The following is a 15591-nucleotide window of genomic DNA, read 5'->3' on the forward strand; positions in this document are numbered from 1 at the left end:
GTGATCAGCAAGCAGGACATCCTGCTGCTGCACCCGTTCGAGTCGTTCACCCCGGTGGTCGACTTGCTGCGCCAGGCTGCCAAGGACCCGCACGTGCTGGCGGTGCGCCAGACCCTGTACCGCTCCGGCGCCAACTCGGAAATCGTCGATGCGCTGGTGGATGCGGCGCGTAACGGCAAGGAAGTTACCGCGGTGATCGAGTTGCGCGCGCGGTTCGACGAAGAGTCCAACCTGCAACTGGCCAGCCGTCTGCAAGCGGCCGGTGCGGTGGTGATCTACGGCGTGGTCGGCTTCAAGACTCACGCCAAGATGATGTTGATCCTGCGCCGCGAGGCCGGTGAAATCGTGCGTTATGCGCACCTCGGTACCGGTAACTATCACGCCGGCAACGCTCGCCTCTACACCGACTACAGCCTGCTGACCTCCGACGACGCCTTGTGCGAAGACGTCGGCAAACTGTTCAGCCAGTTGATCGGCATGGGCAAGACCCTGCGTATGAAGAAGTTGCTGCATGCGCCGTTCACCCTGAAGAAGGGCATGCTCGACATGATTGCCCGCGAGACCCAGTTCGCCCTCGATGGCAAACCGGCGCACATCATTGCCAAGTTCAACTCGCTGACCGATCCGAAGATCATCCGTGCGTTGTACAAGGCCAGCCAGTCGGGCGTGCGCATCGACCTCGTGGTGCGTGGCATGTGCTGCCTGCGGCCGGGCATTGCCGGGGTTTCGCACAACATTCACGTGCGTTCGATCATCGGGCGTTTCCTGGAACACACCCGGGTGTTCTATTTCCTCAACGGTGGCGATGAGCAGATGTTCCTGTCCAGTGCCGACTGGATGGAGCGCAACCTCGACAAGCGCGTCGAGACTTGCTTCCCAGTCGAGGGCAAGAAGCTGATCATGCGGGTGAAGAAGGAGCTGGAGCTGTACCTGACCGATAACACCCACAGCTGGAGCCTGCAGTCGGACGGTCGTTACATCCGCAACACGCCGACCGGCAACCAGAACCCGCGCAGCGCCCAGGCGACGTTGCTGGAGCGATTGGGCAGCCCGATTCTGTCTGTGCGTTAAAGCGTCGTAGCATAAAAATGGCGATCCCCTGCGGATCGCCATTTTTGTTTCCCGCCACATGCGATGGCGTCTCTAAAATTGCCATCGCCGGCAAGCCGTGTTCCTACAGGCGCAGTGCGTATCAGCGCACGCTGAGAACGATATCCACTCGGGTCAGCCATTCCGCTTCGATAGCGAAGTCGGCCTGGGTCAGCTGGTTTTCATCCAGCCAGTTTTCCGGGAACACCACTTCAAGATGATTGCCCATGGCGTTGAGCTCGACCTGAGGCATTTGCTGAGTACCGCGGATGTGGTGGAACAGGATCGCGAAGCGCAGCAACACGCACAGGCGTATCAGCTTGATGCCGTCATCGCCGAAGTCGGCGAATTTGTCCTTGGGAATGTTGCGACGGTGGCCACGCACCAGCAGCGCGAGCATTAACTGGTCTTCGCGGGAGAACCCGGCCAGGTCCGAGTGTTCGATCAGGTAAGCGCCGTGCTTGTGGTACTGGTAGTGAGCGATGTCCAGGCCCACCTCATGGACCTTCGCCGCCCAGCCGAGCAGTTCGCGCCAGACGCCATCTTCCAGGTCCCAGTCGCTTGCCACCTGATCGAAGGCATGCAGGGCTTTGCGTTCGACCCGCGCCGCCTGTTCCAGGTCGACGTGATAACGCTCCATCAGGGAGGTCAGGGTGCGTTCGCGCACGTCTTCGTGATGATGGCGGCCGAGCAGGTCATACAGCACGCCTTCACGCAGGGCACCTTCGCAGTGGTCCATGCGTTGCAGTTCGAGGGAGTCGAAGATGGCTTCGAGGATTGCCAGGCCCGCCGGGAAGATCGCCCGACGATCGGGCTTGATGCCTTCGAAGTCGATTTTCTCGACATCGCCGAGCTTCATCAGCTTGCGCTTGAGCCAGGCCAGGCCTTCGGCGTTCACTTCGCCGGTGCCGTGACCACCGGCCTTCAGCGCCAGGCCGATGGCGCGGATGGTGCCCGAGGAGCCGATGGCCTCATCCCAGGTCAGGCGATGCAGGGCGTGTTCAATGCTCATGATCTCCAGCCGCGCCGCGGTGTACGCCTGGGCATAGCGGGCCGGGGTGATCTTGCCGTCCTTGAAATAGCGTTGGGTGTAGCTGACGCAACCCATTTGCAGGCTTTCGCGCAGCAGCGGTTCGAAACGCTGGCCGATGATGAATTCGGTACTGCCGCCGCCGATGTCCGCCACCAGGCGCTTGCCCGGGGTGTCGGCGAGGGTGTGGGACACGCCGAGGTAGATCAGGCGCGCTTCTTCTCGGCCGGAGATGACTTCCACCGGGTGGCCGAGGATTTCTTCGGCGCGGTGGATGAATTCGGCGCGGTTACGAGCTTCACGCAGGGCGTTGGTACCAACGATACGCACGGCGCCGAGGGGCATACCGTTGATCAGTTGGGCAAAACGCTTGAGGCAATCGAGCCCGCGCTGCATGGATTCTTCGCTGAGTTTACGCTCGTCGTCGATGCCGGCCGCCAGCTGAACCTTCTCCCCGAGACGCTCGAGAATACGGATTTCGCCGTTCTGGGCCTTGGCCACGACCATGTGAAAGCTGTTGGAGCCCAGGTCGATTGCGGCGATCAGGGACAGATTCTTGGCTTGGGATTGCGGCATGGTCTGGGGGTCTCGGTCGATAACCTCGACATCGTGCCACGATCAAAGGCTGGCGCCAACGCGTTCGGTTCAAAGCCTTGATCCAGCGCATGGACTACATGGGTCCCTGTGGCGAGGGAGCTTGCTCCCGCTGGGCTGCGTAGCGGCCCTAAAACCATCCAACGCGGTGAGTCAGGAAAAACCGGTCCTCAGATTTTGCGACGGCTGCGCCGTCGAACGGGAGCAAGCTCCCTCGCCACAGGGATTTAGCTTGATGCTGCCACTGTCCCAATGAAGTTCGCCAGTTCCGCCGTTTGCGGCGTGGCGAACAGGACTTTCGGGTCCCCCACCTCATGCACCTTGCCGTGATGCATGAACACCAACTTATCCCCCACCTCCCGGGCAAAACGCATCTCATGGGTGACCATGATCAGCGTCATGCCTTCCTTGGCCAGTTGCCGAACAACGCTCAGCACTTCGTTGACCAGCTCCGGGTCCAGCGCCGAAGTGATTTCGTCACACAGCAAAACCTTCGGCGACATCGCCAGCGCCCGGGCAATTGCCACCCGCTGTTGTTGTCCGCCGGACAGCCGATCGGGAAAGGCATCGAACTTCTCACCCAGCCCTACCTTTTCCAGCATTTGCCGCGCCAGTTCGATCGCTTTGGCTTTTGATACTTTTTGCACCACCTGCGGTGCAAGCATGACGTTTTCACCGACGGTCAGGTGCGGGAACAGGTTGAACTGCTGGAACACCATGCCGACTTTCTGCCGCAGGCTGCGCAGATCGGCACGGGCAGCATCGAGGTATTCACCGTCGACTTCGATCACGCCATCGTTGATGGACTCAAGGCCATTGAGGGTACGCAGCAAGGTCGACTTACCCGAGCCGCTGCGTCCAATGATCGCCACCACCTGGCCTTCCTCCACGCTCAGGTCGATGCCTTTGAGCACATGGTGATCGCCGTAATATTTATGCAGGGCGGAAATTCTAAGCAGAGGCATGCAGTCTCCTTTCCAGGTAGCGCGCACTGAGGGACAAGGGATAACAGAGCAGGAAATAGCCTAGGGCGACGAGACCGTAGACCATGAACGGTTCAAAAGTGGCGTTGGCAAGCATGCCGCCGGTCTTGGTCAGTTCGGTGAAGCCGATGATCGAAGTCACAGCCGTGCCTTTGACCACCTGCACCGAGAAGCCCACGGTCGGCGCCACGGCGATGCGCAGCGCCTGCGGCAGGATCACGTAGCGCAGCTGTTCCAACGGGTTCAGCGCCAGGCTCGCCGAAGCTTCCCACTGGCCATTGGGAATCGAGTCGACGCAACCGCGCCAGATCTCTGCCAGGTAAGCGCTGGTGAACAGCGTCAGCGCAATCGCCGCCGCCATCCACGGCGAAATCTCAACCCCGGCCAGCGCCACGCCGAAAAACACCAGAAACAGTTGCATCAAAAGCGGCGTGCCCTGGAACAGTTCGATGTAAGTGCGAGCGAAACTGCGCGGCAGGGCTTTTTTCGAAATGCGCATGACCATGATCAGCAGGCCGATCACGCCACCGCCGATGAACGCGACCAGCGACAACGCCAGCGTCCATTGCAGGCCCGTGAGCAGGTTGCGCAGGATGTCCCAGAAAGTGAAATCGCTCATCGGCTGCTCCTGGAGATGTAGCGTGTTCCGATCCAGTTCAAGAGCTGGCGAATCAACAGGGCCATGCACAAATACAGCAGCGTGGTCAGGGCGTAGGTTTCGAAGGCGCGGAAGTTGCGCGACTGGATGAAGTTGGCGGCGAAGCTCAGCTCTTCGGTGGCAATCTGCGAGCAGACGGCCGAGCCGAGCATCACGATGATGATCTGGCTGCTCAAGGCCGGCCAGACCTTGCCCAGGGCCGGCACCAGCACCACGTGACGAAACGCCTCAAAACGCGTCATCGCCAATGCCGCCGCGGCTTCCAGTTGACCTCGCGGGATCGCCTGGATGCCCGCGCGGACAATTTCGGTGGAATAGGCACCGAGGTTGATCACCATCGCCAATACCGCTGCCTGCCATTCGGAAATCTGCACGCCCAACGACGGCAAGCCGAAAAAGATGAAAAACAGCTGCACCAGGAACGGCGTGTTGCGGATCAACTCGACGTAGACCACGAAGATCCCGGCGAACGGACGAATGTTCCAGGCCCGCACCAGGGCGCCGACAATGCCCAGCCCCACGCCGAGCACCGCACCGATGGCCGTCAGCTCCAGAGTGAACAATGCACCGCGCAGCAACAGATCGGTGTTGTGAACCACCGGCAAGAAATCGAACTGATAAGCCATAGCGTGTCTCCTGCGCGCCGTGTCAGAGGTCGGCCGGCAGCGGCTCTTTGAGCCAGGTCAATGCGTTCTTCTCCAATGCGCCGTCGCTCTTGGCGGTCACGAGGATCTGATTGACCTTGTCCAGCAGCGCCGGCTCGTTCTTGTTCACGCCGACGTAGACCGGCGAATCCTTGAGCTTCACTTTCAGCGCCGGCACGCGTTTCGGGTTCTTTTCGCTGATGGCGACCATGACCACGTTGCCGCTGGCGATCAGGTCGACCTGCCCGGCCAGGTACGCGGCGATGGTCGAGTTGTTGTCTTCGAAGCGCTTGATGGTCACGCCTTCGGGCGCGACCTTGCTCAGCTCGATGTCTTCGATGGCGCCACGGGTGACGCTGACGGTCTTGCCCTTGAGGTCGTCCAGGCCCTTGATGTCGGCTTCTGGCGGGCCGAACACGGCGAGGTAGAACGGTGCATAGGCGCGGGAGAAGTCGATGACTTTTTCCCGCTCGGGGTTTTTGCCAAGGCTGGAAATCACCAGGTCGACCTTGCCGGTGGTCAGGAACGGGATGCGGTTGGTGCTGTTGACCGGAGTCAGTTCGAGTTTGACCTTGAGCTGGTCGGCCAGCAGTTTTGCAGTATCGATATCCAGGCCGCGAGGTTTCATGTCCGGGCCGACCGAGCCGAAGGGCGGGAAGTCCTGGGGCACGGCAACCTTGAGGACGCCGCGCTTGACCACATCCTCCAGACCGTCGGCGTGGGCGGGTGCCTGGCTCAGCATCAGGCTAGCGAACAAGACTTTGATGAGTGCGCTGTAACGCTGGGTCATGGCAGATCTCCGAATCGGCGAGAAGGAATGTCTGCGGATCGACAGAGCATGGGCCATGCCAACCTCGGGCCATGGGGGCGCCAGCGCGCGGTTTTACTGGTGTCGGAAGGTCTTACTGGTCTGAACAGTCGAGTCGCGTTTCGCACCTCGATAGCGCACCCGTGAAAATTCCCGAACCCCCATGGGGCACGACTTGCCGGACGCCGCGAATAGCTTTACAACTGGCCGCACATTGGCCTGGTTCGTCTGGAAAATCATGAACTCGATCTCCCGTGCCGTACCCGAAGTGGCGCTGCAAGCCATCCGCAAACTGATCACCGAACAGGGCTTCGGGCCTGGGGATGCCTTGCCCTCGCAACGGGATCTGGCGGTGCAATTGGGGGTCAGTCGGGCGTCGTTGCGCGAGGCGTTGTCATCACTGAGTGCACTGGGTGTCATCAGTATCCAGCCGGGCAAAGGCGTGTTTGTGCAATCACCAGTGGAGCTGCCGCGAGGCGATGCGGCGCCGGGCTGGCCATTCGCGGCGCAGGCTTCGCCGCTGGACATTTTTCAGTTGCGCTATGCGCTGGAGGGGTTTGCCGCAGGGCTGGCGGCCGTGACCTTGAGTACCGATGAGCTCGATGCGCTGCAAGACAATGTCGCCGCCATGCGCAACGAATTGAAGTCTGGCGACTTTGAAGCGGCGGCGCGCCTGGACTTCGAATTTCACCGTCGAATTCTGCTGGCCAGCGGCAATCAGGCGATGCTGAGCATCCTTACCGCCAGTGCCGACATCTTCCTGGAGAGCCAGAAGCTACCGTTCATCCGGGCCGAACGGGCCATGGAAACCTGGCAGGAACACCGCAAAATCCTTCGCGCACTGGCACGCCGAGCCTCAGGGGCCGCACAGAAAGCCATGCACGAACATGTGCGCAATGCCGCCTTGCGCACCGGAATCGCCTTCGTCGCTCCCGCCACTGCGTGACCTGGGCTATACCCAAACTCATGGACCACCATAGCGAGACTCAATCATCTGCACCTTCCTGAACACGGGAAGGGCAGCTATGATGGGCCACGTTTTTTTGCTTACAACCCTGGAGAATTCCATGAGCAGCGATCTTATCAAACACGTCAGCGACGCTAGCTTCGAGGCCGACGTACTCAAGGCTGAAGGCGCTGTACTGGTCGATTACTGGGCTGAGTGGTGTGGCCCTTGCAAAATGATCGCTCCTGTTCTGGACGAAATTGCCGAGACTTACAAAGGCAAGCTGACCGTTGCCAAACTGAACATCGACGAAAACCAGGAAACTCCGGCCAAGCACGGCGTGCGTGGTATCCCGACCCTGATGCTGTTCAAGAACGGCAACGTTGAAGCGACCAAGGTCGGCGCACTGTCGAAGTCGCAACTGGCAGCCTTCCTCGACGCCAACATCTAAGCGTCGTCGCAGCGTGTCAAATAAAGGCCCCGCAATTCGCGGGGCCTTTTTCGTTATGAGGGCTAGACGCTCCGAAACTCAGGTGTTACATTCGGCCCCGCGCTGGTTTCTCCAGTGCCCCCTGCTAGCCGTCGCCGACGCTCTCCTTTTCGAATAAGTACGCGATCCTGTCGCCTTCTCCGCGGCGCGGCCTCATTAAGCCAAAAGCTTAATTTTCCCCCCTCCATAAATGATTACGTCATTCCTATATGAATCTGACTGAACTCAAGCAAAAGCCGATTACCGAACTGCTCGAATTGGCCGAACAGATGGGCATAGAAAATATGGCCCGTTCGCGCAAGCAGGACGTGATTTTCTCCCTGCTGAAAAAGCACGCGAAAAGCGGCGAGGAAATCTCCGGTGATGGCGTGCTGGAGATTCTCCAGGACGGCTTCGGCTTCCTCCGCTCTGCAGACGCCTCCTATCTCGCCGGCCCGGACGATATCTACGTCTCGCCGAGCCAGATCCGTCGCTTTAACTTGCGCACCGGTGACACCATCGTTGGCAAGATCCGCCCTCCGAAGGAAGGCGAGCGTTATTTCGCGCTGCTCAAGGTCGACACGATCAACTTCGACCGTCCGGAAAACGCGAAAAACAAGATTCTCTTCGAGAACCTGACCCCGCTGTTCCCGACCGTGCGCATGAAGATGGAAGCCGGCAACGGCTCCACCGAAGACTTGACCGGTCGTGTTATCGACCTGTGCGCCCCGATCGGCAAAGGCCAGCGCGGTCTGATCGTTGCACCGCCGAAAGCCGGTAAGACGATCATGCTGCAGAACATCGCGGCGAACATTGCGCGCAACAACCCTGAAGTTCACCTGATCGTGCTGCTGATCGACGAACGTCCGGAAGAAGTAACCGAAATGCAGCGCACCGTGCGCGGCGAAGTGGTTGCCTCGACGTTCGACGAGCCGCCAACCCGTCACGTACAGGTGGCCGAAATGGTGATCGAGAAGGCCAAGCGCCTGGTCGAGCACAAGAAAGACGTGGTGATCCTGCTCGACTCCATCACCCGTCTGGCCCGTGCCTACAACACCGTGATCCCGAGCTCCGGCAAAGTGCTCACCGGTGGTGTCGATGCCCACGCCCTGGAGAAGCCAAAGCGTTTCTTCGGTGCTGCGCGGAACATCGAAGAAGGCGGCTCGCTGACCATCATCGCCACCGCGCTGGTTGAAACCGGCTCGAAGATGGACGAAGTGATCTACGAGGAATTCAAAGGCACCGGCAACATGGAACTGCCTCTGGATCGCCGCATCGCTGAAAAGCGCGTGTTCCCGGCCATCAACATCAACCGTTCCGGCACCCGCCGCGAAGAGTTGCTGACCGCCGACGACGAGTTGCAGCGCATGTGGATCCTGCGCAAGCTGCTGCACCCGATGGACGAAGTTGCTGCCATCGAGTTCCTGGTCGACAAGCTGAAAACGACCAAGACCAACGATGAGTTCTTCCTGTCGATGAAACGCAAGTAAGTCGAGCAGGTTGTGCCATACAGGGCACCAGAGCCGGGGAAACCCGGCTTTTTGCTATCTGATTTTTGATGAACCGGCAGTTCGTGGTTCTGAATAGAGGGGTTCGGCGCTAAACTGCCTGCCCCGAACGCCACGGCCAACACGAGGCTTACGCATGCAGTATCGCGACTTGCGCGACTTTATCAGCGGGCTGGAACAGCGCGGCGAGCTCAAGCGCATCCAGATTCCGGTGTCCCCAGTGCTCGAAATGACCGAGGTCTGTGACCGCACCTTGCGCGCCAAAGGCCCGGCCCTGCTGTTCGAAAAGCCTGTCGGTTATGACATTCCGGTGCTCGGCAACCTGTTCGGCACCCCCGAGCGCGTTGCGTTGGGCATGGGCGCCGAAGCGGTCAGCGAACTGCGCGAAATCGGCAAGTTGCTGGCGTTCCTCAAGGAACCCGAGCCGCCGAAAGGGCTGAAAGACGCCTGGTCCAAACTGCCGATCTTCCGCAAGATCATCTCGATGGCGCCCAAGGTCGTCAAAGATGCGATCTGCCAGGAAGTGGTCATCGAAGGCGATGACGTCGATCTCTCGACACTGCCGGTGCAGACCTGCTGGCCGGGCGACGTGGCGCCGCTGATCACCTGGGGCCTGACCGTTACCAAAGGTCCGAACAAGGATCGGCAGAACCTCGGGATCTACCGTCAGCAAGTGATCGGCCGCAACAAAGTCATCATGCGTTGGCTCAGCCACCGTGGCGGCGCGCTGGATTACCGCGAATGGTGCGAGAAGCATCCGGGGCAACCGTTCCCGGTGGCCGTGGCGCTGGGCGCTGACCCGGCGACCATTCTCGGCGCCGTGACCCCGGTGCCCGACAGTCTCTCCGAATACGCTTTCGCCGGCCTGCTGCGCGGCAACCGCACCGAACTGGTGAAATGCCGGGGCAACGACCTGCAAGTGCCGGCCACCGCCGAGATCATCCTTGAAGGCGTGATCCATCCGGGCGAGATGGCCGATGAAGGCCCGTACGGCGACCACACCGGCTACTACAACGAAGTCGACAGCTTCCCGGTGTTCACCGTCGAGCGCATCACCCATCGGATCAAGCCGATCTACCACAGCACCTACACCGGACGTCCACCGGATGAGCCGGCGATCCTCGGCGTGGCGCTGAACGAAGTGTTCGTGCCGATCCTGCAGAAGCAGTTCCCGGAGATCACCGATTTCTACCTGCCGCCAGAAGGCTGCTCGTACCGCATGGCCGTCGTGACCATGAAGAAGTCGTATCCGGGGCATGCCAAGCGGGTAATGCTCGGTGTCTGGTCGTTTTTGCGACAGTTCATGTACACCAAGTTCGTTATCGTCACTGACGACGATATCAACGCACGGGACTGGAACGACGTGATCTGGGCCATCACCACGCGCATGGACCCCAAGCGCGACACGGTGATGATCGAGAACACGCCAATCGACTACCTTGACTTCGCCTCGCCGGTGTCCGGCCTGGGGTCGAAAATGGGGCTCGATGCCACGCATAAATGGCCGGGCGAAACCACACGTGAGTGGGGCCGGGTGATCGTCAAGGACGATGCCGTGACCCAACGGATCGATGCCATCTGGAATCAGTTAGGAATAGATTGATGCGTGTAACTTTGCAGCCCTCCGGAGCGGTGCTCGAGATCCTGCCCGGCGAGCGGATTCTCGATGGCGCACGTCGTCTGGGCTATGAGTGCCCGCAAAGCTGTCGCAACGGCAACTGCCATGTGTGCGCTGCGCTGCTGGTGGAAGGGCGCGTCGAACAGGCGGGCGATGTGCGCGATCATGGCGAGTTCTACACTTGCATTGCAGAGCCGCTCGAAGACTGCATCGTGCTGTGGGATGGCGTGCTCGCGCTGGGAGAATTGCCGGTGCGCACCCTGTCGTGTCAGGTCACCAGTTGCACCGAGGTCGGTGGTGATACCTGGCGAGTGCGGCTGCGGGCGCCGGCGGGTAAACCTCCGCGTTATCACGCCGGCCAGTACTTGATGATCCATCGGGACAATGGCGAGAAATCATCTTTCTCCCTGGCTTCGGCACCCTCCGGTGGGCGTGATCTGGAAATCCACGTACTGGCGCGCGAAGCCAGTGCAATAAACCTGATCAAGCAGCTGCAAGGCAACACGATGGTGCGGATCGACATGCCGTTCGGCGACACGCACCTGGCCGAGCTGCCGGACGGTCCTCTGGTGTTGATTGCCGCGGGTACCGGCATGGGCCAGGTCCATGGCCTGATCGAACACTGTCGCGCCGAAGGCTTCAAGCACCCCGTGCATTTGTATTGGGGCGTGCGCCGTCCTGAAGACTTCTATGAAATCGAACATTGGGACGAGTGGCTGAAGCTACCCAACCTGTTCCTGCACAAAGTCGTCAGCGATCAAAGCGGCTGGCAGGGACGCTGCGGCATGTTGCATGAGGCCGTGTGCGAAGACTTCCCCGATCTCAAGACTTTGCACGTGTACGCCAGTGGTTCGCCGGCCATGGTCTACGGCACGCTGGATGCGCTGGTCGAGGCGGGCATGGACGCCCATCAGATGCGCGCAGACGTATTTGCCTACGCTCCACGCTCTTGACTCCAATCTCTGAAGATAACCAAACATCCCTGTAGGGGGAGCCTGCTCGCGATGTTCTTAAGAGCGCCGTGGGCAGCCTGACTTCCCGCGTAATCACTAACGACCATCGCGAGCAGGCTCGCTCCTACACAGGTGGTTATAACTCTGTATATAGCGGATCGGTATTTATAAAATAATATAAATGCCGGTACGTTATATCTAATCCAGCCAGTTAATTAATAACTGTGCCATGGCACCTAAATTGCCTTAAAACATATGTGCCTTATTGTTACAACGGTGCGTTCTATAAAGTAATACTTCACTCGCGGGGAGCTGAACGCTATTCGCCATGAGCGCCATAGAATCTTCATTTCTGAATCTGGCTTATCCGCCGCAGCTCGATCTGGGGCCGCAGCTCACTCACGAACAATTACTCAGCTCAATGCAAACGACCATGGCGCGCCACAAGGGTGGGCCTGTATGGCTGTTCGCCTATGGGTCACTGATCTGGCGCCCTGAGTGCACGGCTGTCGAGCGCGTTCGCGGGCGGGTCCATGGTTACCACCGGGGGTTGTACCTGTGGTCCCACGAACATCGTGGCACACCGGAGATGCCGGGACTGGTATTCGGCCTGGATCGCGGCGGCTCTTGCAGCGGCTTTGCTTATCGTCTGCCTGAAGAGCAACTTGAAGCGTCACTGTATGCGCTTTGGCAACGTGAGATGCCGTTCCCGTCTTATCGTCCACACTGGCTCAACTGCCGACTCGAAGACGGCAACCAGGTTCAGGCATTGGGATTCGTTCTGGAGCGGCACCTGCCCAGTTATGCCGGCAACTTGCCGGATCATGTGCTGAGCCATGTGTTTGAAAACGCTTGCGGGCGTTACGGCACCACTCGCGATTATGTCGAGCAGACCGCTCACGCCCTGCGTAGCCACGCCATGCCAGACCGGAATCTGGAGGCGCGGCTCAAGCGCTGTAAATCAAAGGCCGATCAGGCGAGTGCTTCGCGGCTCTGACTGGCGACTTGCTTGTGCCACAGCGTTGGCGCAAGGAAAGCCATCGCCAGCAGGCAGGCGCCGATCAGCAGGACGAAACCGCCGTCCCAACCGAAGTGGTCCACGGTGTAGCCCATCGCTGCACTGGCCGCGACCGAACCCCCCAGGTAACCGAACAAACCGGTGAAACCCGCTGCCGTACCGGCGGCTTTCTTCGGCGCCAGCTCCAGCGCCTGCAAGCCGATCAGCATGACCGGGCCGTAGATCAGGAAGCCGATGGACACCAGGGCGATCATGTCGACCGTCGGGTTGCCGGCCGGATTCAACCAGTACACCAGGGTCGCCACGGTCACCAGCGCCATGAACACCATGCCGGTCAGGCCACGGTTGCCACGGAAAATCTTGTCCGACATCCAGCCGCACAGCAACGTGCCCGGGATACCCGCCCATTCGTAGAAGAAGTACGCCCAGGACGTCTTGTCTACGGTGAAACCCTTGGCTTCCTTGAGGTAGGTCGGCGCCCAGTCCAATACGCCGTAGCGCAGCAGATAGACGAAGACGTTGGCCAGGGCGATGTACCAGAGCATTTTGTTGCGCAGCACGTATTTGACGAAGATTTCCTTGGCGCTGAATTCTTCTTCGTGGCTGGCGTCGTAGCCTTCCGGATAGTCGTTCTTGTACTTCTCGATGGGCGGCAGGCCCACCGATTGCGGGGTATCGCGCATGGTGATGAAGGCAAAAACCGCCACGGCCATGGCGACGGCTGCCGGTACGTAGAACGCGGCATGCCAGTCATTGAACAGGCCCATGCCGACCAGGAACAGCGGACCAATCAGGCCGCCGCCGACGTTGTGCGCGACGTTCCACAGCGACACCACGCCACCGCGTTCCTTCTGTGACCACCAGTGCACCATGGTCCGGCCACTGGGCGGCCAACCCATGCCCTGAGCCCAGCCATTGATGAACAGCAGGACGAACATGATGGTCACGCTGGACGTTGCCCAATGCGCGAAACCGAAAATGAACATCACGGCAGCCGAAACCATCAGGCCGAACGGCAGGAAGAAGCGCGGGTTGGAGCGGTCGGAAACGATGCCCATCAGGAACTTGGACAAGCCATAGGCGATGGCAATCGCCGACAGCGCCACGCCCAGTTCACCGCGGGTATAGCCCTCTTCGATCAGATAGGGCATCGCCAGGGAAAAGTTTTTGCGCAGCAGGTAGTAACCGGCGTAACCGATAAAGATACCGGCGAAGATTTGCCAGCGCAGGCGGCGGTAGGTGCTGTCTATTTTTTCTTCAGGCAAGGGCGCCTGATGTGCGGCAGGACGAAAGAAAGCAAACATTCAGGAGCTCCAGTTTTCTTGTTTTGACTGCGGATGCGAATGTTACAGTTTCGTTACCGAAAATAGCACTGGTTCTCATCAGCCAAACAGCGGAAATGTTGGAAAACGAGCATTCCTTTATGAACATGTCGCTCAGATGTAAGTGAAGGGCGTTGTAGGAGTTGTTACCGCTTTCCTTTAGTGACTGCCGGGCCGGCAGGATTAAGGCAAATCTTTGGGAAATGTCCTGCACTGTTACCGGAAGCCATGATCTTCAGCTCAATACCTTCGCGCTTTAACCTTTTGGCCAGTTGCCAAGACTGGCATTTGAGGTGCGAAGGGAAGAGGGAGGGGTTATGCGGTGGATTGCGTTCTTGCTGGTGCTGGCGTTGTCTGGAGAAGCCCGGGCCGAGGAGTTTTTGCTTATTCCGGAAGACAATCCCAAGCCGGTGTACCCGCCGGCGCTGCAAAGGGCCGGAATTACAGGTGATGTCCGGGTCAGGTTCACGGCGCATGCCGATGGTTCGGTGAGCAAGGTGAGCATTTTGCAAAGCGATCACCCGGATTTGGCCGAGGCGACCCGGGTTGCCATTGCGCGGTGGCGATTCAAGCCGTGGGTGGTCGAAGGTGGCAAACCCAAAGAGCAGGAGGTCATTGCGCCCATGATCTTTCGATACGACTCGGATCTGCCCATTCATATCAATCAGTGGCTCAAGGAGCTGAGATGCCGCGATTTCAATGAGGTTATGGCCAATGTTCCGGAGAACGGTTGGCTTGATGCTTCTGCCTTCCATTACACCCGTGCCTACCTCTCGAATGCGTTCTCCGCGACCAGCTTTTCAAACGAGCGACGTCTGGAGCTGATCGCAAAGCTGAACAGGAAGGTGCCGATTATCGTCCGGCAATGTTCGAGCAACCCAACGTCCCGGTTTGCGAGGTTTTTGCCTGAGGACCTTCGCAAGCTGCTTTAGTTGTCGCCTGGGTCTGAACCCGATTGCTTGAGTCCAGACCGTTTTGCCAATTCAGCGAACCTGCACCACCACCTTGCCTACCGCCTTGCGCTGGCCCAGATCGTTGATCGCCTGCGCGGCATTGCTCAGCGGATACACCTGCGACACCAACGGCTTCAGCTTGCCTTCGGCAAACCAGCCGAAGAGCTGCTGGAAGTTCGCGGCGTTGTCCTGCGGTTGGCGCTGGGCGAACGAGCCCCAGAATACGCCGAGTACCGCTGCGCCTTTGAGCAGTGCCAGGTTCACCGGCAGTTCGGGAATCCGGCCGCTGGCGAAACCGACCACCAGCAGGCGGCCGTTCCAGGCGATGGCGCGGATGGCCTGGTCGAACAGGTCACCACCCACCGGGTCGTAGATCACGTCGGCACCCTGGCCATCGGTCAGGCGTTTGATTTCGTCCTTGAGGCTGGTTTCGCTGTAGTTGATCAGTTCGTCGGCCCCCGCGGCTTTGGCCACGGCGAGTTTTTCTGCGCTGCTGGCGGCAGCGATCACACGGGCGCCCATGGCCTTGCCGATCTCCACTGCCGCGAGGCCGACGCCACCGGAAGCGCCGAGCACCAGCAGGGTTTCGCCCGGCTGCAGGTTGCCACGCTGCTTGAGCGCGTGCATCGAGGTGCCGTAGGTCATGCTGAAGGCGGCGGCTGTGTTGAAGTCCATCGACGGCGGAATCGGTAGCACGTTGTAGCCCGGCACCGCGACCTGTTCGGCGAAGCTGCCCCAGCCGGTCAGGGCCATGACCCGGTCTCCGACTTTCAGGTGACTGACCTTTTCACCCACTTCGCAGACCACGCCGGCTGCTTCACCGCCCGGTGAAAACGGGAAGGGCGGCTTGAACTGGTACTTGCCCTCAATGATCAGCGTGTCGGGGAAGTTGACCCCGGCGGCGTGCACATCCAGCAGGATTTCGTTCTTCTTCGCGACAGGGCTGGCGACGTCTTCCAGCACCAGCGATTCGGCAGGGCCGAAGGCTTTGCACAGCA

15 protein-coding genes are annotated in these 15591 nt (G+C 59.8%); 8 read left to right on the forward strand and 7 right to left on the reverse strand.

Annotated elements, in window-relative coordinates:
* A partial coding sequence (gene ppk1 / locus D8U69_RS24535) for a polyphosphate kinase 1 (protein WP_130908348.1) occupies nt 1–1071 on the forward strand: 1071 nt, incomplete at its 5' end.
* Between the two features lie 121 nt (nt 1072–1192).
* Here ppk1 and ppx read toward each other — a convergent pair.
* The 5 genes from ppx to D8U69_RS24560 all read right to left on the reverse strand — a co-directional run bounded on the left by ppx (nt 1193) and on the right by D8U69_RS24560 (nt 5788).
* On the reverse strand, nt 1193–2695 hold the full coding sequence (gene ppx, locus D8U69_RS24540; RefSeq protein ID WP_056854096.1) for an exopolyphosphatase: 1503 nt from the start codon (nt 2693–2695) through the stop codon (nt 1193–1195).
* 245 nt (nt 2696–2940) lie between these two features.
* A complete protein-coding gene (locus D8U69_RS24545) occupies nt 2941–3678 on the reverse strand; it encodes an amino acid ABC transporter ATP-binding protein (RefSeq protein ID WP_130908349.1) in 738 nt (245 codons plus the stop codon).
* Nucleotides 3665–4315 carry an amino acid ABC transporter permease gene (locus tag D8U69_RS24550; RefSeq protein ID WP_130903828.1) on the reverse strand — a complete coding sequence of 217 codons (651 nt, stop codon included), beginning with the start codon at nt 4313–4315 and terminating at the stop codon, nt 3665–3667. Before D8U69_RS24550 ends, D8U69_RS24545 begins: the two co-directional genes overlap by 14 nt.
* Nucleotides 4312–4980 carry an amino acid ABC transporter permease gene (locus tag D8U69_RS24555; protein ID WP_130908350.1) on the reverse strand — a complete coding sequence of 223 codons (669 nt, stop codon included), beginning with the start codon at nt 4978–4980 and terminating at the stop codon, nt 4312–4314. Before D8U69_RS24555 ends, D8U69_RS24550 begins: the two co-directional genes overlap by 4 nt.
* Nucleotides 4981–5002: 22 nt before the next feature.
* On the reverse strand, nt 5003–5788 hold the full coding sequence (locus D8U69_RS24560; protein ID WP_056854092.1) for a transporter substrate-binding domain-containing protein: 786 nt from the start codon (nt 5786–5788) through the stop codon (nt 5003–5005).
* Between the two features lie 256 nt (nt 5789–6044).
* On the opposite strand from D8U69_RS24560, the gene D8U69_RS24565 reads away from it, so the two are divergent.
* The 6 genes from D8U69_RS24565 (at nt 6045) to D8U69_RS24590 (ending at nt 12297) form a co-directional block, all read left to right on the forward strand.
* Complete coding sequence (locus D8U69_RS24565; protein WP_056854091.1) at nt 6045–6752, forward strand: FadR/GntR family transcriptional regulator; 708 nt, start codon at nt 6045–6047, stop codon at nt 6750–6752.
* Between the two features lie 121 nt (nt 6753–6873).
* Entirely contained in the window at nt 6874–7203 is a 330-nt protein-coding gene (gene trxA / locus D8U69_RS24570; RefSeq protein WP_003206727.1) for a thioredoxin TrxA, read from the forward strand.
* 248 nt (nt 7204–7451) lie between these two features.
* The gene (gene rho / locus D8U69_RS24575; RefSeq protein ID WP_003206716.1) at nt 7452–8711 is read left to right on the forward strand and encodes a transcription termination factor Rho; all 1260 of its coding nucleotides are present in this window, start codon (nt 7452–7454) and stop codon (nt 8709–8711) included.
* A gap of 154 nt (nt 8712–8865) precedes the next feature.
* Nucleotides 8866–10332, forward strand: coding sequence for a 4-hydroxy-3-polyprenylbenzoate decarboxylase (gene ubiD / locus D8U69_RS24580; protein ID WP_130903830.1), 1467 nt, complete (start codon nt 8866–8868; stop codon nt 10330–10332).
* Nucleotides 10332–11300 carry a CDP-6-deoxy-delta-3,4-glucoseen reductase gene (locus D8U69_RS24585; protein WP_130903831.1) on the forward strand — a complete coding sequence of 323 codons (969 nt, stop codon included), beginning with the start codon at nt 10332–10334 and terminating at the stop codon, nt 11298–11300. The genes ubiD and D8U69_RS24585 overlap by 1 nt, the downstream gene beginning before the upstream one ends.
* Before the next feature lie 328 nt (nt 11301–11628).
* Nucleotides 11629–12297: a gamma-glutamylcyclotransferase gene (locus D8U69_RS24590; protein WP_056854088.1), complete on the forward strand. Its 669-nt coding sequence runs from the start codon at nt 11629–11631 to the stop codon at nt 12295–12297.
* Here D8U69_RS24590 and glpT read toward each other — a convergent pair.
* Complete coding sequence (gene glpT, locus D8U69_RS24595) at nt 12273–13622, reverse strand: glycerol-3-phosphate transporter (protein ID WP_056854087.1); 1350 nt, start codon at nt 13620–13622, stop codon at nt 12273–12275. The two genes, D8U69_RS24590 and glpT, sit on opposite strands and share 25 nt — an antisense overlap.
* Before the next feature lie 335 nt (nt 13623–13957).
* Here glpT and D8U69_RS24600 point away from each other — a divergent pair, with 335 nt between their 5' ends.
* Complete coding sequence (locus tag D8U69_RS24600; RefSeq protein ID WP_130908351.1) at nt 13958–14572, forward strand: energy transducer TonB; 615 nt, start codon at nt 13958–13960, stop codon at nt 14570–14572.
* A gap of 51 nt (nt 14573–14623) precedes the next feature.
* Here D8U69_RS24600 and D8U69_RS24605 read toward each other — a convergent pair whose 3' ends face one another.
* Nucleotides 14624–15589 carry an NADPH:quinone oxidoreductase family protein gene (locus D8U69_RS24605; protein WP_241668691.1) on the reverse strand — a complete coding sequence of 322 codons (966 nt, stop codon included), beginning with the start codon at nt 15587–15589 and terminating at the stop codon, nt 14624–14626.
* Nucleotides 15590–15591: the final 2 nt, after the last annotated feature.

This window comes from Pseudomonas sp. Sample_16, assembly GCF_004307665.1.
Classification (GTDB): domain Bacteria; phylum Pseudomonadota; class Gammaproteobacteria; order Pseudomonadales; family Pseudomonadaceae; genus Aquipseudomonas.